The following is a 19,075-nucleotide window of genomic DNA, read 5'->3' on the forward strand; positions in this document are numbered from 1 at the left end:
CCCGGGGGGGGGGGCGGGGGGGGCGCCTTGGGGGGCCCCCCCCCCGCCCCGCGCCCCGCCTATGCGAGTGCTGCCGCACCTGGGGCGTGTTTCGAAAGCCCCGTCTGCCAGGCAGCGTCTGGCACGCCCTGCGGGCGGACAGCCCTTAGTCACTTCCACCACACATGTGCGGTCGAGAGATCGAAGGCGAAGACATGGTGTTGCTCGACGCGGACATCGACGGCTGCACGAGGCGGCGCCGGAAGACCGCCACGTCGTTGCCCGTGCCCACGACGAGATCTCCCCCAGGGGTCACAGCGACTGCTTGGGGATGAGGCGCCGGCAGGAGCCCGGCGGGGGCGGTGGTCTCGCCGGAGGGCTGTGGCGGGACTTCGGCCGTGCAGGCGTCTGCGGAGGGTGAGGTTCTCGGCGTACAGAGTTGTGGTGATGATGGCCAGGGCGTCGAGTTGACTTTGGAGTTCGCATGCTTGGGCGCGGGCCCGGGTCAGCTGTGCGCGCAGCTGCCGGTCCCCGCGGGAGTCGGCCGGCCAGGTTCAGAGGTCCAGGACGAGTCGGTCGCTCCGGCAGCGCCCCACACAGATCATCATGGTCCGCCCGGCGAGGCGTTCTTCGTCGCTGAGCACGGAATCCCGGTGCTCCGGTGTCCCGGCGAGGACGCGGGTCTCGCAGGCGCCGCAGTATCCCTTCTCGCAGTCGTAGGACAGGCCGCTCACGGCATCGCGCAGGACCTCGATGAGGCGGCGGTCGGGCGGTACGACGAGCGTGCCGCCGGTGCGCGCGAGCTGGACTTCGAAGGTCCGGTTCTCCGTGGCGTCGAATGTCGTTTCGAGGTCGTCGCCTGCGGTGAAGCGCTCCAGGTGCAGCCGGTCGGTGAGATTGAGGAGGGTGCACTCGCGCTCGACTGCCGCCAGCATCGGTGTCGGCCCGCATACGTACACGGCGGTGTCCGCGTTCAGCCCGCCCAGCAGCCGGGGGAGGTCCGGCAGCCCGGCCTCGTCCTGCGGGAGCAGGGTGAGCGCGTCTCCGGCGACGGCGGCGAGTTCGTCGGCGAACGCCATGGTCGAGCGGGTGCGTCCGCCGTACACGACGGTGAAGGGCGTGCCACGTGCCGCGGCCTCGCGGACCATGGAGAGGATCGGTGTGATGCCGATGCCGCCGGCGAGGAACAGGTAGGACGGCGCCTCGGCGAGCGGGAAGTGGTTGCGCGGCCCGCGTACCGCGAACGTGACTCCGGGGCGGGCGAGTTCGTGGAGTTCGGCCGAACCGCCCCGCCCCTGGGGTTCGCGCAGGACTCCGATACGCCAGGTCGTGGCGTCGGCGGGGTCACCGCACAGCGAGTACTGACGCAGTCGGCCCGAGGGCAGACGCAGCTCGACGTGTGCCCCGGGCCGCCATGCGGGGAGTTCACCTCCGTCCGGCAGGCCGAGGTCGACGGCGACGACGCCCTCGGCCGCGGCACGCACCGCGGTCACCCGCAGCGGGGTGGGCGTGCTCAGCGCGCGGGCCGTGCCTGCTGCCGCTGCCGCCCGGGGACCGGGCGCGAAGACCGCCGGGACCGCGTCCCAGCCCGACTGGTTGCCGCGCGTGGGGTAGGGAACGAGCCCCTCCTCGATCACCCGGTAGTCGGGCAGCCGGGTCAGGACCTGCGTCATCATCGCGCGGAACATGGCCCGGGCGAGGTGGGCACCGGCGCACCGGTGCGATCCGATGCCGAAGCTGAGGTGACGGCTGGCGTCCCGGTCGAGGCGTATCTGCGTGGGGTCGGGGAACACAGCGGGGTCATGGTTGGCGGCGACCCATGGGATCAGCACCCGGTCGCCCGCGTGCATCGGGCAGCCACCGACCTCGACCTCCCTGGTGACCGTGCGCGCCATCGACTGCGACGGGGCGAACGCGCGGAGGAATTCCTCGGTCGCGCTGTCCAGCAGATCGGGGGAGTCGATCAGCCGGCGGCGCTGCTCGGGGTGGCGGGCGAGGTGGACGAGAGTCGATCCGGTCAGGGAGGTGGTGGTGTCGACGCCGCCCGCGATGAGCAGGCCGATCACCGAAACCAGTTCGTCCTCGCCGAACGCGCTGCCGTCGGCGCGTCGGCCGGCAACCAGCGCGCTGACCGCGTCGGCCCGTGGTGCGGAGCGGCGCTCGGCGATCAACTCGCGGATGCGCTGGTCCATATGGGCCAGCCCCGCGGCCCCGCGCACGGCGCGCTCGCTGTCGGCCGGTGCGGCGAAGATGTCGTGGATCGGCCCGGCCAGCTTTGCCCAGTCCTCCTCGGGGAAACCCAGCCAGTCCAGGGTGACGGCGGCGGGCAGCGGGTTGGTGAGGTCGCGGACGAAGTCGCAGGAGCCCAGCTCGATGAAGTCGTCCACGACGCGGGCGGCATGACGCTCGATCATGGGAACCAGTTGGCCGACCGCGTCCGGGGTCAGCAGCGGGTTGATCAGTTCCCGGTACTCGGTCGCACGCGGCGGGTCCAGCTCGATCGGATACTGTTCGAGCCCAGGTCCTTTGGGGATGACGATGCCGACCCCCTGCCCGCCGTGGTCGCCGCGAGCTGAGGAGAACGTCGCGTCGTCGCGGGCGATACGGGCCACGTCGGCGTACCGCGTCGTGTAGTGGAAGCCACCATGGGCAGCCGAGCGGCCTACCGGGCAGCTCTCACGGAAGCCCGCGTAGTAGGCGACCGGATCGGCGTTGGCTTTGTCGGAGTGGTGGTCGAAGTCGATGTCGGAAGCGATGTCGAAGTCGGCGGACATGGTGGGCACGCTCCACGTGCTCGAAACTGTGCGCGGTGTTGTCCGGCCGCGCCACCGGATGTCAGCAGCCTCATCGGTGTCGGTCACCCTAAGGCGTGCCGCCGAGCCTGACAACGTCTCGTGGAACGTCGAGAAGGTCGGCTCAGAAGGTCAGCACGGCTTTGCCGACCGAGCCGGACCGGACTGCCGCGACGGCCTCGTTGATCTGCTCGAACGGGAAGTAGGTGATCATCTTCTCGACCGGGAACCGGCCCCCGGCGTTGAGTTCGAGCAACTGCGGCAGGAACAGTCTCGGCAGGCTGGAACCGGCGACGATGCCGGTGACCGTTCGTCCGTTGAGGATGCTGCGCCAGTCGAAGCTCATCGTCTTGCTGGGGCCGACGCCGATGACACCGGCGTGACCGAGCGGCCCGAGAGCCTCCACGGCGGTGCGCAGGACGTCCTCGCGCCCAGTCGTGTCGATCACGAAGTCGAACCCCTCCGGCACCAGGTCGGCCAGTTGCCCGGCGGTCCCCTCGGCCGAGGAGTCGACGCAGTGCGTGGCTCCGAAGCCGCGGGCCGCTTCGAGCTTGGCCGTGTTCACGTCGACGGCCGCGATGACCTCGCAGCCGCTCAGCGAGGCGGCGATGACGGCGGCCACGCCGACGGCCCCGACCCCGAAGACCGCGATCGACGAGCCGGGGCGTGGCCGCAGCACATTGAGCACACCGCCCGCTCCGGTCTGGAAGCCGCAGCCGAAAGGTCCGGCCCGCAGCAGGTCCAACGACGGGTCGATCCGGACGACCGCCCGCTCCGGTGCGACGACATGGCTGGCGAACGAGGACTGACCGAGGAAGTGTGCGTTGACCTCCAGCCCCCCGTGGGTCACCGCGGTGGAGCCGTCGGGCCGGCGGCCGGAGAAGTTCACCGCGTCGAAGCTGCGGCAGTAGGCGGGCGAGCCCGTCAGGCACAGGGCGCAGGTACCGCACGAGGTGAAGGACATGGCGACGTGGTCGCCCGGGCGTACGGAGGTGACCTGTGCGCCGACCTTCTCGACAATGCCCGCCCCTTCGTGCCCGAGCAGCGCGGGCGTGGGGAAGAAGCCGGCGAACTCAAGGTCCGTACCGCAGACACCGACGGCGGCGACGCGAACGAGCACCTCGTCCGGGCGGGGATCTTCCAGGTCCACTTCGGTCAGGACGAACGGCTGTCCGGGCTGCTCCAGCAGAGCGGCGGTGGCACGCACGGGGCCTCCTCAGCGCCTCACAAAGCGAGACTGCATATTGACATGCGTGACAGGGCCGGTCAATGTTCCCTTCATGGCGGCTCTTGGCTTTCCTTCCTCCCAGCACTTCATCGACGGCACGTGGGTGGCGGCCCGCGACGGCGGCACGCTGGACGTACTCGATCCGGCCACCCGACAGGTGATCACCGAGGTCGCCCGGGCGGGCCGCGCCGATGTGGACGACGCGGTCACTGCCGCGCGCCGCGCCTTCCCCGCCTGGGCGGCGACCAGCCCGAGCGAGCGCGGGGCGCTGATCCGGCGCTGGGCCGACCTCATCCTCACCGAGATCGAGGCGCTCGCGGCCGTCGAGGCACAGGACGTCGGCAAGCCCCTGTCCGGGGGGCGGACGAACATCTACATCGCCCACGGCATCATCGACTACTTCGCCGGCGCGGCCGACAAGCTCACCGGGGTCACGCTGCCGACCCGCAGTCCCGACTACCTGGGCTACACGGTTCCCGAGCCGTACGGCGTGTGCGCCATCGTCATCCCGTGGAACGTCCCCGCCGTGCTCACCGCCGCGAACGTGGCGCCGGCGCTCGCCGCGGGCAACACCGTCGTCCTCAAGCCGTCCGAGATCGCACCGCTGGCCCCGTTCGCACTCGCCGAACTCGCCTGCCGCGCCGGCTTCCCGCCGGGTGTGATCAACGTCGTGGCGGGCCTCGGCCCCGAGGCGGGCGTCGCCCTCACCTCGCACCCGGGGGTCGACCACATCAGCTTCGTCGGCTCCACCGCCACCGGGCGGGCGATCATGGCGGCCGCAGCACAGAACCTCGTCCCGGTGAAGCTGGAACTCGGCGGCAAGTCGCCGAACGTGCTCTTCGCCGACGCCGACCTCGACACGGCGATCCCCGCGATCGTCACCTCCATCACCGAGAACGCGGGGCAGAACTGCTACGCCGGTTCCCGGCTGCTCGTGGAGGCGTCGGTGCACGATGAGGTGGTGGAGCGGGTCGCCGCCGCCATGGCCGTGGTCAAGACCGGGCCGTGGGAGGCTGACCTGGACATGGGGCCGTTGGTCAGTGCCGCGCAGTTCGCCCGCGTCAGCGGCTTTCTGGCGCAAGCGCCCCGCGAGGGGGCTCGGCTGGTCACCGGTGGCGGAACCGCCGACGAGGGGTGGTTCGTCCGGCCTACCGTGTTCGACCGCGTGGAAACGCGCATGCGCGTCGCCCGCGAGGAGGTCTTCGGCCCGGTTCTCGCCGTCCAGTCGTTCCGCGACACCGCCGAGGCGACAGAGCTGATGAACGCCACCGACTTCGGTCTCCTGGCATGCGTCTGGACCAACGACCTCTCGCGGGCGCTGCGGCTGGCGAAGGACGTCCGCTCCGGGCAGGTGGCGGTCAACCAGTTCCACGACGCCGGAGTGATCGGCTTTCCGTTCAACATGCAGAAGGACAGCGGCTTCAGCAGGGGCGGCGGGTACGCGGCGCTGCGCGAGTACACCCAGGAGAAGGGCGTGGCCATCCGGCTGCTGACCCGCTGAGACCGGACACGACGGGGGGCGCCGCCGGAGCGCCGGACAAGCGGTCCGGCACCCGGACCGGTGACTGACCTGCCGCGCGGGCGGTGGACCGTGGCGCCGCCCGCGCGTGCCTGAGGACGACAGCGGTGTGTGCCGACCGTTGGTCCGGGTGAGCCGTGCGCGTGGCCGCCGGGCGGCACCGTACTGCACGGACAGCGGCTCACGACCTCGCGCTGAAACAGCACTCGCTCATTGCTTGTCGGCCGGACGCGGAACCGGCACCTCACTCGTCGCCGAGTCGCCTCGCGGCCCGGCGACAGCTGTCTTTTCACCGGCCTCCACCCGTTGCCACCTGGGCTGTCGGCCTCGTTAAGAAGCGGAACGCCGACGAGGCGAAGAAGTGGTGCAGGAGCGTTGACACCCATCGGGCAGCGGCGGCAGAGTACCTCACAATACGTTCCACCGACTCGCAATGCGAGACAGGTGAAGGTGAGGAGGCTGCGCGGTGCAAGCCATGGTGCAGACCGAATTCGGCGGGTACGCGGGGGCGTTCCCGCAGGACGTCCCGGAACGGAAACGCAGACCGAGCGACCTCGCCGACGTCGCGTACCGTGGGCCGAACCGCCCAGCCCTGCCACAGGTCAAGGGCGCGGGCCCGGCCCCTGGCCGCTGTCCCACGCACGTGCCGGCAACGGACTTCGGCGCATCGGAGGCGTCGGCCGGTGCTGCGGACGGCTCGGTCGTCCGAGACCCCGGGTCCCGGTCGCTCACCGCCCGCGCCGACCGCCCGCATCCACCCATCGGCGAGGGCGTGATCAACCCATGAGCGACCTGCTGATCGTGGGCGGCGACGTCGTCACGATGGACTCCGCGCGGCGCGTCCTCACCGGTGCCACGGTCGCCGTGTCGGAGAACGGCATCGCCGCGCTCGGCACGGCCGAGGAACTGCGCGCCCGCTTCCCTGGAGCGCGGGAGATCGACGCGTCGGGCTGTGTCGTCATCCCGGGCCTGATCGACGCACACCAGCACACGACCGTCGACCCCCTCGTGCGCAGCATGGTCCCGGACAGCATCGGCTCGCAGGAGTCGATCTTCGACTGGATCGTCCCGCTGCACGCCCACGCCGACGGTGACGACGACGAACTGGCCGCGACCATCACCGCCGTTGAGTGTCTGTCCCGGGGCATCACCACGGTGCTGGAGCCGGGCACGGTGGCCTACCCCCAACGCGTCGCCGCCGGTCTGGGCGCGGTGGGTGTCCGCGCACGGGTCGGCGGCTGGGGCTGGGACGCCAAGGACGTGCCGCTCGGCGCGCCCGCGCACGAGGTGCTCGCCCGGCAGGAGGACATCGTCCGGTCCCTGCCGGTCACCGGACCGGTCACCGGATGGGTGACACTCGTCGGCCACGACCTGGCCAGCGACGAACTGTTCACCGGGGCCGCGAGCCTGGCCGAACGGCTCGACACGGGGCTGACCTGGCACATCTCGCCGGGACCCGCGGACGTCGAGGCATACGCGCTGCGGTGCGGGCGTCGGCCGGTGGTCCACTTCCGTGAGCTGGGCGTACTCGGCCCGCGTCTGCTGCTGGGGCACGCTGTGTGGCTCGACGACGCGGAGGTCGACGCGATCCTGGAGACCGGCACCTCGGTCGCCTCCTGCCCGGGGGCCTGTCTGCGGCTCGCCCAGGGGTACACCCGCGCCTCGCGCCACGCCGAACTGGTGCGCAGGGGCGGCCGGGTGGCGCTGGGCTGCGACGCGCACAACGCGGGCGATGCCCCGGACATCCTGCTGGCCGCCTACCTGTTCGCCGCGCTGGAACGCGACCGTGACCTGCCCGACCCGATCCGCGCCGAGCAGGCGTTCGCGCTCGCGACGGTCGACGGCGCCGAGGCGATCGGTCTGGGCGACCGGATCGGCTCCCTGGAAGTGGGCAAGGCGGCCGACATCGTCGTACTCGACACCACAGACCCCGCCTGGACACCCCGGGGCGATCTGGCCCGCCAGCTCGTATGGGGCCATGTGTCGCGCACCGTACGTGATGTGCTGGTCGACGGCCGCGTGGTCGTCCGTGACCGGCGGCCGACAGGCGTTGACCCGGACGCCCTCGCAGCCGCTGCCGCCGACCGCTCCGCCGCCCTCCTGCGGCGCGCGGGTCGCACACCCCGCCCGACCTGGCTCACGGAGTCGGCCGCGGGCCGGTGAAAGGTGCCCACCGTTGAACGTCGTAGACATTCCGCCTCCCGACAGCACACCACCTGCGCGCCGAGCGCGCCCGCGTCACCACCGATGACTCCTCCGTGGTGCGTCGCCGCGAGCGAGGAATCCCCCCTTCCCGCACAAGCGGGCCTCCCGTGCCGAGCCATACCAAGGCATCGAACCCGCTGACGCACCGCCACCCCCCGCCGCCACAACCGCCCCGACGGGGCGGTGCCACCCAGTGAATGGACTCACGCACATGACTTCACACAGCATGCTCCGGCGCCGTGTGGCTGCGGCCGGCCTCGCCCTCGCGGGTGCCCTCGCGCTGTCCGCCTGCGCCGACAACGCGGCGACCGCGCCCAAGGCCACCCCTGGGGCGAGCGGCGGCAGCGACAGCGGCTCCGGGCTCAAGGGGCCCGATGTCAACGGCGACGGCAAAGTCGTCATCGGTGTCCTCAGCCCTGGCGACATCAACGACCGCGGCTACTACCAGAGCTTCGTCGACTCGGCGGACGCCTTCGCCAAGGAGAAGGGCTGGACGGTCGTCAAGCGCGGCAGCGTGCCCCCGAGCGACGCGCTCACCGCGGCACGCGCGCTGTGCCGGCAGCAGGTCGACCTGGTTGCGCTCGGCGCGAGTGAACTGAAGACCGCCATCCCCGCCTCGGAGGAACCGGTCTGCGCCAAGTCCGCCTGGTATGTGCCGATGCAGGGAAACATCGACCAGACCCCGCGCATCGTGCTGTCCACCGACGACCCCAACCAGTCCATGCTCGTCGCCGGCTACGCCGCGGGCCTGAAGATGAAGGCGGCCGGCCACACCAAGGCGGGGTTCATCACCGGCCTGAAGGCCGACTTCAGCGTCGCCGCCTCCACAGCCTTCCTGGCCGGGATCCGGGAGGTCGTGCCGAAGGCCACCCTGACCACCACCTACACCGGCGACTTCAACGACTCCGCGAAGGCCAAGGAGGCCACCCAGGCGCAGCTCAGCCAGGGTGTCAAGGTCATCTACCCCTACCTCGGCGGCGCCACCGACGCCTCCGCGAACCTCGCGAACGCGGGCGGCGCACTGACCCTCACCCCGGGCACCGACCGGTGCGACTCGAACAGCCCCAAGTTCGACATCTCGGTGTTGTTCAGCCCGGGCGACTACTTCCGCGCCGCACTGGAGGAGTTCGCCAAGGACAACCTGAAGATGGGCACGACACGCGTGTGGCAACTGGGCGTCGACCCCTACCCGACCGTCAAGATCTGCGACGGACAGGGCGACGAGGACCAGCAACTCGCGGAGTTCATCAAGAAGATCGGCAACAAGGAGATCGACCCGGCGGCCGAGGTCAAGCGCCTCGGCTGACATGCCGACACCCACGAGGAAGATCAGCGATGACACCGACGACCTCAGCGGTTCCGATCCTCGAACTGCGCGGCATCACCAAATCCTATGGATCCGTCACGGCCTGCGACGCCGTGGACCTCAGAGTCGACGCCGGCGAGATCCACGGACTCCTGGGTGAGAACGGGGCAGGCAAGTCCAGCCTCATGAAGGTCCTTCTCGGGCTGGTCCGGCGCGACACCGGCACCGTCCTGGTGCGCGGCGAGGAGGTCGCGCTGGACAGCCCGCAGGAAGCGGCCGAACTGGGCATCGGCATGGTGCACCAGCACTTCAGCCTCATCAACGGCCTGACCGTGTGGGAGAACGTGGCACTGGGCGACACCGGCAAGGTGAACAAGCAGGCCGTCTGCGACGGCATCGCCGAGGTCTCCGCGCGATACGGGCTGCCCGTCGACCCCGAGGCGCGCGTCGACGCGCTCTCGGCCGGCGAGCGGCAGCGGGTCGAGGTGGTCAAGTGCCTGCGGCGCAACCCGCAGATCCTGATTCTGGACGAGCCGACCTCGGTGCTGACCCAGGCCGAATCGCAGGAACTGTTCGCCGTGCTCGACCGCGTGGTGGCGAACGAGGGCCGCGCCGTGATCCTCATCAGCCACAAACTCGCCGAGATCGCCCAGGCCACGGACCGGGTGACGGTCCTGCGCAAGGGCCGTGTCGCCTTCCGGGCGGTCACGTCCGACACCACTCCACAACTGCTCGCCCGGCAGATGGTGGGCCGTGAGGTGTCGCTGGGCGAGGAGGGCGCGGCCCTCGGCCTGCTGCCGGTGCAGCAGACGCGCGCCGGCCACGACCGGGCGCACGACCGGCAGCAGGCCGTGCTGCGCCTCGCCGGACTCACCGTCGTACAGGACGGGGTCGAGGCTCTCGGCTCCGTCGATCTGACCGTGGGCGCGGGCGAGATCGTGGGCCTCTACGGCGTGGAGGGCAACGGCCAGTCGATCCTCGGCGATGTCCTTGCCGGGCTGGTCGCGCCGACCGAAGGCACCATCGAGGTCGCCGGGAACCGCGTCGACGTCACCCGGCCCGGCGCGCTGTCCAAGGCCGGTCTCGGCATCGTGCCGGAGGACCGCCACCACAGCGGCGTCATCCTCGACATGAGCGTCGCCGAGAACCTGACGATGAAGTCGTTGGACGAGGTCAGCGGCCGGTTCCTGCTGCGGCGGCGCGCGACGCTCGCTCAGGCCCGCCGTCTCGCGGACGAGTTCAACATCGTCACGCCGTCGCTGGACGCGCCGGTGCGCAGCCTCTCCGGCGGCAACCAGCAGCGGGTCGTCCTCGCCCGGGAACTGTCCGGCGACACCAGGGTCCTGGTGGCCGCGCAGCCCACCCACGGGCTTGACGTCGGTGCCATCGAGGACATGTACGCCCGGCTGCGCAGAGCGGCCGACGAAGGCGTCGGAGTGCTGCTCATCTCCACCGAACTCGAGGAAGTCATGGCCCTTGCATCCTGGATCGCGGTGATCTCCTCGGGGCGGATCAGCGGAGCGCTCCCCGTCTCCGAGGCGACCCCCGAACGCCTCGGCATGCTGGTGGGCGGTGAGGCAGCATGAGAGCCGCCCCGACGACGGCGCCGGACGATCTCGGCCGGCGCGTCCTCGCCCGTCTCCGACCGGGCCGCGACGGCTGGCTGACCGCGAGTCTCACCATCGTGCTCGTCGCCGTCGCCCTGAGCGTGTCCACGCTCCTGCTCACCCTGACCGGTGCCTCGCCGAGTGCCTCGCTGTCCGCCATCTGGACCGGAAGTCTGGCCAACACCACCGGCTGGACGACGACGCTGCTCAACGCCGCGCCGCTGCTGCTGGTGGCGGTCGGCGCGGCCATCTGTGCCTCCGCCGGCACCTTCAACATCGGACAGGAAGGACAGGTGCTCATCGGCGGTCTCTTCGGCGCCTGGGTCGGGCTGCGGCTGGCCCTGCCCGGCCCGATGCTGGTGGTCGTGGTGATGGCCGCCGCGGCGGTCGGCGGTGGCCTCTGGGCCGCGCTCAGCGCGCTGATGTACCGCTTCCGCGGTGTCAACGTCGTGGTGAGCACCTTGCTGATGACATTCCTCGCCATCCAGCTCGTCACCTTCGCGGTCAGCACCCCGTGGCTCCAGGAGAGCGCCCAGGGCTCCTCGGGCATCGCCGACGCCCAGTCCAACCCCCTGCCGGCCGACGCCTTGCTCGGCGGCCTCGGGCACTACCCCTCGGTGCAGTTGAACGCGGGGCTGTTCCTCGCGCTCGCCGCCGCGGCCGGTGTCGCGCTGGTACTGAGCCGCAGCCGATGGGGCTTCCGGGTACGCATGGTGGGACTGAATCCGCTGACGGCCCAGCACACCGGAGTCCGGGTGGCCGCGCTCGGCGGCTTCACCCTGGCACTGTCGGGCGCCTTCGCGGGGCTGGCGGGAGGGCTGCTGCTGGCCAGCCCTGTCAGCCCCAACCGGCTGCAGGCCGGGCTCTCGGACAACGTCGGCTGGGACGGCCTGCTCGTCGCGCTCGTCGCACGCAACCGGCCCCTGATCGCGATACCGGTGTCGTTCGGGTTCGCTGTGCTGCGGGCGGGCGGGGACTTCCTCTCGGCCACCGGGGTGCCGTACTACCTCGTCGACATCGTCAAGGCGTTGCTCGTCCTCGCGTTCGTCGCACCGCCCCTCCTCGTCGGCCTCCTCCGCGGACGGCGCGGTGCCACACCGCCGAAGCCGTTCCCCCTGCCCGCTGTCCCGACCAAGATGAAGGCGGCCGTGTGAGCGTTCTGGACAACACCACGACCGTTCTGGCGAGCGGTGTCCGGCTGACCGTGCCGCTGGCGTTCGCCGCCTGCGGTGAGTACCTGGCCCAGCGCGCCGGAGCGATGAACATCTCCGTCGAGGCGATGATGCTCGGCGCCGCGTTCACCTCCATCGCCACCGCGAGTGCGACCGGCAGCGCCACCGCCGGTCTCGCGGTCGGCGTGCTGACCGGCCTCGTCATCGGCTTCGTGCACGGCAACCTCTCCCACCGTGCCCAGATCAACACCTTCGTCGTCGGCCTCGTGCTGAACGCGCTGGTACTCGGGCTCACCAGCTACCTGATCACCACTCAGCAGTTCGCCTCGCACCAGGTGGGGGTGCTGTCGATCCCGCTGCTGAAGGACATCCCGCTCATCGGCCAGGCGCTGTTCTCCGGACGCTGGCCCGCCTACCTGCTGATCCTGCTGGTGCCGCTCACCTGGTGGCTGGTGGACCGCAGCCGCTGGGGCCTGGAGCTGCGGGCGGTGGGGGAGAACCCGCAGGCCGCCGATGTCACGGGCATCAAGGTCGGTGTGCGGCGCCGGCAGGCCCTGCTGTGGTGCGGCGCACTCGCCGGTCTCGGGGGCGCCTACCTCGCGGTCGGCGAGGTCGGATCGTTCAACCAGAACATGACCGCCGGACGCGGGTACATCGTCATCGCCGCGGTGATCTTCGGGGCGTGGCGGCTCGGCCGTACCCTGCTCGGCTGCCTGGTGTTCGGCCTCTCCGACGCGATGCGCCTGGCGCTCCCCGCGCTCGGTGTCACCCTCAACGCCCAGCTCCTCGTCGCGGCCCCGTATCTGCTCGCGCTTCTCGCCATGCTGCTGTTCGCCACCCAGCACCGAGAACCCGCCGCGCTCGGCCGGCCCTTCCAGCGCCGCTCGGCCTGACGGCGCGTGGACGCCGTGCGGGCGGGACGAGGAGGCCGGCTGTGAACGACACCCGCGCCACGGTCGAGGCGTACCTGGCCGCGCTCAACGCGCACGACGCTGACGCCGTGGCGGCCCGTGTGGCCGAGGACTTCGTCAACGAACACACCTCGTCGATGGGCCGGAGCCGCAAGGGCCGCGCAGAGTACCGCGCTGCCCTGACCGGGTTCCTGGAGGACTTCACGGACCTGCGCTATGTGCCCGAGCGACTCATCGTCGACGGCGAGTCGGCTGCGGTGCCGTACGTCATGACGTTCCGGATGCGCTCGGTCGGCGACCGCCCCGTGCGCGTCCGCGGGGTCTTCGTGTTCACCGTCGCGGGCGGTCTCATCACGCGCCGCACGGACTACTGGGACAGCGGCGAGGTGCGGCGCCAACTGGCGTGACGCCCCTCGGGAAGACACCGGCGAGGGCAGGTGCACACACCGCGGCCCCGGCTCGCAACTGCTGCGGCCGGGGACCGAGATGTCCGTGGTCGCGTGGCGGTCACGCTCCCACGTGGGGATGGTCGTGGCCGACGCGGCCTGTTTTGCGGGCTCCGCCGGGGGAGCCGAGGGGTGGGGTGCCGAGGGTGAAGAACTCGGCGTTGACCTGCTCGAAGTGCTTGTTGTGCGCCGGCAGGTCTTCGTGGTGGAAGATGGAGATCTGCGGGCAGACGGGTTCGCAGCGCCCGCACTCGACGCATTCGTCGGGCTGGATGTAGAGCATCCGGTCGCCCTCGTAGATGCAGTCGGCTGGGCACTCTTCCATGCAGGACTTGTCCATGACGTCGACGCAGGCGTCGGTGATGACGTACGGCACGCGCTTGTCGCCCTTCACACGATCATGCGGAACAGGATGATGGTGGCGCCGGCACCGCAGGCTCTCGGCACGGCCCGATCGCCGACGCCACCGCCGATGACCGGCGGGTCGGCCGAGGAGCGTGCGGTCGGCTCCCGGCTCGGCCCCAGAACTGCTGATGCTCAGCCCCACAGCTCCTGGATGGTCGAGAACACCTTCTGGTTGTGGGAGAACTCGATGGTGTTGCCGTCGGGGTCGTTCACGGCGCAGATGTACCCGATGTGGGCGGCCATGTCCACCGGTTCCCACCGCAGGTTGCCCGTCTCGCGTGCCTTCGCCGCGACCTCGTCCACGTCCTCGCGGTGGGGCAGCTCGATACCGATGTGCGCGAACGGCGCCAGCGTCGGCACCTTCTTGCCCGGCTCGATGCCGAAGCGCGCCCCGACCTCGGGAAAGAACTCGGCGAGGACAAGGACGAACGCCGAGTCGACCTGGCCCTTGTTCGACAGCCAGGCGCTGCGCCCGTTGTCGTCGTCGTTCTTCGTGACCAGCACCAACGGAGTGATGCGCTCGTAGAACTCGATCGATTGGTCCAGGTCGCTGACCGGGATGGCGACATGGGTCCAGCGGGGTTCGGTCAGTTCTGCCATGGTTCTGCTCTCCTCATTCGTTCCTGTCGTTCCTGTCGTTCCTGTCGTTCCTGTCGTTCGTGTCGTTCGTGTCGTTCGGCGCGACCGCGACGCTCGGCCGTGCGGTCAGACGGTGGGCCACTTGGCCCGGTCGGGCAGGCCGGAGCGGGCCACGATGCCCTCACCGGCGGTCTGGGCGCGGCGCAGGAGGTCGTCCTCGTCGATCGTCGTGCAGCGGTAGTTGTCGACGACGCGCCGCCCGTCGACGAACACGGTGTGCACACCCCGCCCGTCGGCCGACCACACGAGCTGGTTGGCGACGTTGTGCAGTGGCCGCCACTCCGGCCGGTTGGTGTCGTGCAGCACCAGGTCGGCCTTCTTGCCCGTCTCGATCGAGCCGATCTCGTGCTCGGCCTGGAGTCCGCGGGCGCCGTTGCGGGTGGCCATCGCGAACGCGTCCTCGGCCGGGAAGATCGTGGCGTCACGCCGGGCGTCCTTGAACAGGCCGGCGACGAGGTAGGTCGCGCGCATCAGGTCGTGGTAGTTCGAGGCGTTGTTGCCGTCGGTGCCGATCGCTACATTGACACCGGCTTCCACCATCTCGGGGAACTTGCCGATCTGGGTCACGCCGTACGACACCTTCAGCGCCGTGGTCGGACAGTGCGACACGCTCGTCCCGGTGCGGGCGAGCAGCGCGATCTCGTCGTCGTCGACGTGGACGGCATGGGTCAGGATCACGTTGTTGCCCAGCACGCCGAGCTTGTCGAGGTGCACCATCGGCCGTTGCCCGTACGACGCGAGGAACCCCTCGGGGTCCATCGCCGCCGGCGACATGTGGAAGCTGAACCCGGTGCCGTACTCGATCGACAGGGCTTTCGCCGCCCGCCACAGCTCGTCGCTGCAGCAGGTGTGGCCGATGATGATGGGCCATGCCTGGATACGGCCGTCGGCCACTGAGGCGTACCGGTCCATCGAGTTTTCGAGGCGCGTGATCGCCTGTGCGGTCGACATGCGCAGCACCTCCGGCGTGGGGACCAGATCCCACGCCCACGGTCCGACGCGGGCGCGAATGCCGATCTCGCTGAGGGCCTCGACGACGGGGTCGATGAATCGGATCGTGCCGGCCTCCAGGAACGCGGTGGTGCCGCTCTTGAGCATCTCCAGCGCCGCGAGCTGGGCGGAGATGTGCTCATCCTCCTCGGTGTAGTACGTGTGGATCGGTGTGAGCCACTCGAAGACGTTCTCCAGGAACGGGGTGTCGTCCGGGACGAAACCGCGCGTGAGCGGTTCGCCGGTGATGTGCACATGCGTATTGATCAGCCCCGGGGTGACGACGAACCGTTCACCGGCGATGACGGTGTCGCTGTGCCACTGGGCGGTCACGTCGGCGGTCTTGCCGACGGCCACGATCAGGTCGCCCCGGATGGCGACCGCTCCGTCGCTGATCACGCGGCGGGAGTCGTCCATGGTGACGACGTGGGTGTTGACGATCAGGGTGTCGGCGGGTGCCGTGGTGTTCGGGGAATTCACGAGATGGCCTCCGGGGTGCGGGAGCGGATGAGGCGGACGTGCTGGCGCGGCACCGGCTCGAACGAGCCGACCAGCTCGGCGCCGGCCGCTTCGGCCCACGCGCGCAGGTCCGCGACCGTGACACCGAGCCCCGCTGTCGAGGCCAGCATCGTCAGGGACAGCAGCAGTTCGTGGCGCGCGGCGGCACAGACGGCGCCGCGGTCCTCGCCATCGCTGTCGTCGTGTCGGGCGCGGGCCGGATCGGGACGCGTGTAGTCGACGACCACGACCACCCCGTCCGCACCGGCCAGTTCGACCGCGCGGGCGAGCAACCGCCGGGCACGCTCGGCAGGTTCGGCGCGCAGCACATGTGCCAGGACGACGACATCGGCGGCGGCGACCGGGAGATCGGCCTCCAGATAGTCGCCGGCGACGGTGATCACATGTTCACGCAGGCCGGCCTCGCTGGCCGCCTGCTCGGCGATCGGCAGCACATTCGGCCGGTCGACCGCGATCACCGTGCCGCTGGGCCGGGTGCGCAGCAGTGCAGTCAGCCACGCCCCCGAGCCGCAGCCGAGGTCCACGACCGTCGGCTGCCTCGGCCACCACCCGCGGCGCTCCAGTTCGGCGGCGACAGCGCTCGCCACGCGGGCCTGGGTCGGGCCGGTGGCGCGCACGAGCGCCGGGTACAGCGCGGTCAGGTCGGCTGTCACGGCGGGGTCGGGTGCGCCGGTGCGGATGGTTTCGGCCAGGCCCGGCCAGGCTCCCGGCGGCCCGGGGGAGTGCCGTACGAGTGCGGCCATGGAGGCAGGCGCGGACGACACCAGGTAGTGCTCGGCCACGGGCGTGAGCCGGAAGCGACTCCCGACGGCGGCGAGCAGGCCGAGTGCGACGAGCGTCTCGGCCAGCACGGTCACCGGGGTGTCCTCGGCCGCACCGATCGAGGTCGCCAACTGCTTGGCGTCCAGGCCCTTCCCGGAATCGGCGTGTTCCGCCAGGGCGTCGAACAGGCCGAGGTCGAGTGCGGCCGAGAGCGCCCAGTAGGACGTGAAACCATTGATCACGTCCCATACCGGTGCCGGTCCGGTCGGGGTGGCGTTCGTCGTGTTCATGGGCGCAGCACGATCTTGCCGGTGGCCTGCCGCGACTCCATCCGCTGCTGTGCCGCCGCGGCCTCGGTCAGCGGGAACTCGCTGTCGACCGGGGTACGGAACGTCGAGGCCCAGTAGGCGTCGAGCATCGCGGCGAACTCGCGGCGGTCGTAGGGGTCCGAGCCGAGCAGTCGCAGCCCGAAGTGGTAGGCGTAGACCAGGTCGAACTCGGCCTGGTTTCCCGTGGTGTTGCCGAGGAAAACCAGTCGCCCGCGCGGCGCGAGGCTGTAGATGCCGGTGTTCCACGTGGCCGGGCCGACATGATCGAGTACGAGGTCGGCGCCCCGCCCGCCGGTGAACTCGCGCACGGCCGCCACGACGTCGCCGGTCGTCGAGTTGACCACGACGTCGGCACCCAGGCCGCGTGCGTAGTCAGTCTTCGCGTCCGAGCTGACCGTGGTGACCACGCGGGCACCGCCGGCCTTGGCCAACTGGATCAACGCGGTGCTGACACCGCTGCCCGCCGCGTGGATCAGCACCGTCTCGCCGAGGCGGACCTTGCCGATCTCGATGAGCGCGTGCCAGGCCGTCATCCAGATCGTCGGCACGACGGCCGCGTCGACCAGATCGACCTCGTCCGGCACGTGGTGCACATTGGCCGCGGGGACGAGAACGTACTCGGCGTAGCCGCCGGCCAGGGTGGCGCCGATGACACCCGCGCTCGGGCATCCGCCGTCCTTTCCGGCGGCGCAGCTCTCGCAACGATTGCACGGCACGGCCGGGTTCACCACGACGCGTGTGCCCTCGGCGAGCGTGGCCGCCTTGCCCGCCCGCCCGTTGCCCGCCTGCCCGTTGCCCGCCGGGCCGTTGCCCACCGGGCCGACCGCGGCGACGGTGCCCGCGATGTCCATGCCGCTCACGTGCGGCAGTTTGAAGCCGGGGATCAGCCCGGGCCCGCGTCGTTGCAGGACGTCGAGGTGGTTGAGGCCGCAGGCCGCGACGCGTACGAGCACCTCGTCCGGCCCCGGTTCGGGCACCGGGACGTCGGCGACCTGGAGCACCTCAGGTCCGCCGTGTGTCTGATGGAGTACAACCTTCATGGGAGAGACCTCCGCTGGCTGTGTGACTTCTGTTGCCGGCCAGCTCGTTGCACGCCTGGCCGGCATGCAACGGTCTCCGCGGAGCGCCGAAAACGCTCCCCCTGACCGATTTGTTGCCCATCGACCAAGTGGGCCGGAACGCTATGGCGCCCGTGAGGGGTTGTCAATGCTCCCCACCAAGTCGCCGTGAAACCGGCAAGCCCGGTACCGGCGTCCGTCCAGGTCGGCGCACCTCCGACACCTCGTCCAACGCTGTCCGGACAGGAGCCCTCGCATGCCTTCAGTCCACACCTGCGTATTGCTTGACATGATGCCATCTCGCATTGAAAGATGCCTGTCATGCAGGTAGTGACGATGCAGGCCGGCCTGGGCCGGATCGAGGACGGGGCTGCCGCCCTGCTGGACACTGCATTTCCGCACGTCAGAGCGGTCCTTCAGCAGGAGGGCTCGCTGCACTGTCTGGCCTCCTGCCCGGTGCGTCGGCGCATCCCGCTCGAAGAAGTCACCCCCACGGCACTGTTGGGCCGCCCCCGCGCGGTGTGGGGCGTCGGACTCAACTACATGTCCAAGGCCGCCCGGACCGGCCGGGGACTGCCCGAACAGCCGATCCTGTACCTGGCCGCCTCGTCAGGCGTGTCGGCACCCGGCGCTCAGGTGGTGATCCCGCGGGCCGCGACCGAACCCGACTACGAGGGGGAGATCGCGGTCGTCGTGGGGCGCCGGCTGTACCAGGCGAGCGAGTCGGAGGTATGGCCCGCGGTCGCCGGAATCACCGCTGCCAACGACATGACGGCCCGTGATGTCATGCGCACTACAGGCGCCCCCGTCCTCGCCAAGAGCTACCCGGGGTTCACACCGCTCGGCCCCTCGCTGCGCACTCCCGACGATCTCGCGGACCGCGACGCCATCGGCGTACGGACCCGGATCAACGGCGAGCTTCTGCAGGACGACACGAGCGCCGGGATGATCTTCTCGATCCCCGATCTGCTCAGCAGACTGTCGTGGTTCGCTGCGCTCGAACCCGGCGATGTCGTCCTCACCGGAACCCCGGCCGGCACCGGCCAGGACCGCGCGTGCTTCCTCGCCGACGGCGACGAGGTACGAGTCGAGGTGGACGGCGTGCTGCCCCTCCTCACCCGCATCGTGCGTCCCCCGGACGCGTCACCGCGCGACCACCGGCCGACCGAACAGGTCGGCTGACCGCCCCTCACCCTGGAGCAGACACC

16 protein-coding genes are annotated in these 19,075 nt (G+C 70.6%); 9 read left to right on the top strand and 7 right to left on the bottom strand.

Annotation, left to right across the window (positions count from 1 at the left end):
• Window positions 1-533 precede the first annotated feature (533 nt).
• Both ACNPQM_RS20070 and ACNPQM_RS20075 read right to left on the bottom strand, forming a co-directional pair.
• Window positions 534-2,753, bottom strand: coding sequence for a cytochrome P450 (locus ACNPQM_RS20070; RefSeq protein WP_418085092.1), 2,220 nt, complete (start codon window positions 2,751-2,753; stop codon window positions 534-536).
• Window positions 2,754-2,895: 142 nt separating this feature from the next.
• Window positions 2,896-3,978, bottom strand: coding sequence for an NAD(P)-dependent alcohol dehydrogenase (locus ACNPQM_RS20075; protein WP_418085093.1), 1,083 nt, complete (start codon window positions 3,976-3,978; stop codon window positions 2,896-2,898).
• Between the two features lie 73 nt (window positions 3,979-4,051).
• Here ACNPQM_RS20075 and ACNPQM_RS20080 point away from each other — a divergent pair, with 73 nt between their 5' ends.
• The 8 genes from ACNPQM_RS20080 (at window position 4,052) to ACNPQM_RS20115 (ending at window position 13,126) form a co-directional block, all read left to right on the top strand.
• The gene (locus ACNPQM_RS20080) at window positions 4,052-5,500 is read left to right on the top strand and encodes an aldehyde dehydrogenase family protein (RefSeq protein ID WP_418085094.1); all 1,449 of its coding nucleotides are present in this window, start codon (window positions 4,052-4,054) and stop codon (window positions 5,498-5,500) included.
• A 493-nt stretch (window positions 5,501-5,993) separates the two neighbouring features.
• Window positions 5,994-6,305 (top strand): hypothetical protein, encoded by a 312-nt coding sequence (locus tag ACNPQM_RS20085; RefSeq protein WP_418085095.1) that lies wholly within the window; start codon window positions 5,994-5,996, stop codon window positions 6,303-6,305.
• Window positions 6,302-7,681 carry an amidohydrolase family protein gene (locus tag ACNPQM_RS20090; RefSeq protein WP_418085096.1) on the top strand — a complete coding sequence of 460 codons (1,380 nt, stop codon included), beginning with the start codon at window positions 6,302-6,304 and terminating at the stop codon, window positions 7,679-7,681. Before ACNPQM_RS20085 ends, ACNPQM_RS20090 begins: the two co-directional genes overlap by 4 nt.
• A gap of 253 nt (window positions 7,682-7,934) precedes the next feature.
• Entirely contained in the window at window positions 7,935-9,029 is a 1,095-nt protein-coding gene (locus ACNPQM_RS20095) for a BMP family ABC transporter substrate-binding protein (RefSeq protein ID WP_358861646.1), read from the top strand.
• A gap of 29 nt (window positions 9,030-9,058) precedes the next feature.
• Entirely contained in the window at window positions 9,059-10,615 is a 1,557-nt protein-coding gene (locus tag ACNPQM_RS20100; protein ID WP_418085097.1) for an ABC transporter ATP-binding protein, read from the top strand.
• The gene (locus ACNPQM_RS20105; RefSeq protein WP_418085098.1) at window positions 10,612-11,790 is read left to right on the top strand and encodes an ABC transporter permease; all 1,179 of its coding nucleotides are present in this window, start codon (window positions 10,612-10,614) and stop codon (window positions 11,788-11,790) included. The genes ACNPQM_RS20100 and ACNPQM_RS20105 overlap by 4 nt, the downstream gene beginning before the upstream one ends.
• Window positions 11,787-12,701 carry an ABC transporter permease gene (locus ACNPQM_RS20110; RefSeq protein ID WP_418085099.1) on the top strand — a complete coding sequence of 305 codons (915 nt, stop codon included), beginning with the start codon at window positions 11,787-11,789 and terminating at the stop codon, window positions 12,699-12,701. Before ACNPQM_RS20105 ends, ACNPQM_RS20110 begins: the two co-directional genes overlap by 4 nt.
• A gap of 41 nt (window positions 12,702-12,742) precedes the next feature.
• Window positions 12,743-13,126, top strand: a complete 384-nt coding sequence (locus ACNPQM_RS20115) for a nuclear transport factor 2 family protein (protein ID WP_418085100.1) — start codon at window positions 12,743-12,745, stop codon at window positions 13,124-13,126.
• 100 nt (window positions 13,127-13,226) lie between these two features.
• Here the strand turns inward: ACNPQM_RS20115 and fdxA are convergent, their stop codons facing one another.
• The 5 genes from fdxA to ACNPQM_RS20140 form a co-directional block, all read right to left on the bottom strand.
• Complete coding sequence (fdxA, locus tag ACNPQM_RS20120; RefSeq protein WP_418085101.1) at window positions 13,227-13,559, bottom strand: ferredoxin; 333 nt, start codon at window positions 13,557-13,559, stop codon at window positions 13,227-13,229.
• Window positions 13,560-13,702: 143 nt separating this feature from the next.
• A complete protein-coding gene (locus ACNPQM_RS20125; RefSeq protein WP_266991823.1) occupies window positions 13,703-14,170 on the bottom strand; it encodes a VOC family protein in 468 nt (155 codons plus the stop codon).
• Between the two features lie 105 nt (window positions 14,171-14,275).
• Window positions 14,276-15,679, bottom strand: coding sequence for an amidohydrolase family protein (locus ACNPQM_RS20130; RefSeq protein ID WP_418085102.1), 1,404 nt, complete (start codon window positions 15,677-15,679; stop codon window positions 14,276-14,278).
• Complete coding sequence (locus ACNPQM_RS20135; RefSeq protein ID WP_418085103.1) at window positions 15,676-16,770, bottom strand: methyltransferase; 1,095 nt, start codon at window positions 16,768-16,770, stop codon at window positions 15,676-15,678. Before ACNPQM_RS20135 ends, ACNPQM_RS20130 begins: the two co-directional genes overlap by 4 nt.
• On the bottom strand, window positions 16,767-17,849 hold the full coding sequence (locus tag ACNPQM_RS20140; protein ID WP_418085104.1) for a zinc-binding dehydrogenase: 1,083 nt from the start codon (window positions 17,847-17,849) through the stop codon (window positions 16,767-16,769). Before ACNPQM_RS20140 ends, ACNPQM_RS20135 begins: the two co-directional genes overlap by 4 nt.
• A gap of 339 nt (window positions 17,850-18,188) precedes the next feature.
• Between ACNPQM_RS20140 and ACNPQM_RS20145 the strand changes: the two genes are divergently transcribed.
• Complete coding sequence (locus ACNPQM_RS20145; protein ID WP_418085105.1) at window positions 18,189-19,049, top strand: fumarylacetoacetate hydrolase family protein; 861 nt, start codon at window positions 18,189-18,191, stop codon at window positions 19,047-19,049.
• The last annotated feature ends 26 nt before the right edge of the window (window positions 19,050-19,075 follow it).

The sequence above is a fragment of the Streptomyces sp. NPDC056231 genome, assembly GCF_048270745.1.
Lineage (GTDB): Bacteria > Actinomycetota > Actinomycetes > Streptomycetales > Streptomycetaceae > Streptomyces.

What these genes read in the sequence shown, in the direction of transcription:
- ACNPQM_RS20090 (WP_418085096.1), top strand. Translation starts at nt 6,302, where the DNA reads ATGAGCGACCTGCTGATCGTGGGCGGCGACGTCGTCACGATGGACTCC.
- ACNPQM_RS20080 (WP_418085094.1), top strand. Translation starts at nt 4,052, where the DNA reads ATGGCGGCTCTTGGCTTTCCTTCCTCCCAGCACTTCATCGACGGCACG.
- ACNPQM_RS20095 (WP_358861646.1), top strand. Translation starts at nt 7,935, where the DNA reads ATGACTTCACACAGCATGCTCCGGCGCCGTGTGGCTGCGGCCGGCCTC.
- ACNPQM_RS20085 (WP_418085095.1), top strand. Translation starts at nt 5,994, where the DNA reads ATGGTGCAGACCGAATTCGGCGGGTACGCGGGGGCGTTCCCGCAGGAC.
- ACNPQM_RS20140 (WP_418085104.1), bottom strand. Translation starts at nt 17,849, where the DNA reads ATGAAGGTTGTACTCCATCAGACACACGGCGGACCTGAGGTGCTCCAG.
- ACNPQM_RS20100 (WP_418085097.1), top strand. Translation starts at nt 9,059, where the DNA reads ATGACACCGACGACCTCAGCGGTTCCGATCCTCGAACTGCGCGGCATC.
- ACNPQM_RS20070 (WP_418085092.1), bottom strand. Translation starts at nt 2,753, where the DNA reads ATGTCCGCCGACTTCGACATCGCTTCCGACATCGACTTCGACCACCAC.
- ACNPQM_RS20105 (WP_418085098.1), top strand. Translation starts at nt 10,612, where the DNA reads ATGAGAGCCGCCCCGACGACGGCGCCGGACGATCTCGGCCGGCGCGTC.
- ACNPQM_RS20145 (WP_418085105.1), top strand. Translation starts at nt 18,189, where the DNA reads ATGCAGGTAGTGACGATGCAGGCCGGCCTGGGCCGGATCGAGGACGGG.
- ACNPQM_RS20125 (WP_266991823.1), bottom strand. Translation starts at nt 14,170, where the DNA reads ATGGCAGAACTGACCGAACCCCGCTGGACCCATGTCGCCATCCCGGTC.
- ACNPQM_RS20135 (WP_418085103.1), bottom strand. Translation starts at nt 16,770, where the DNA reads ATGAACACGACGAACGCCACCCCGACCGGACCGGCACCGGTATGGGAC.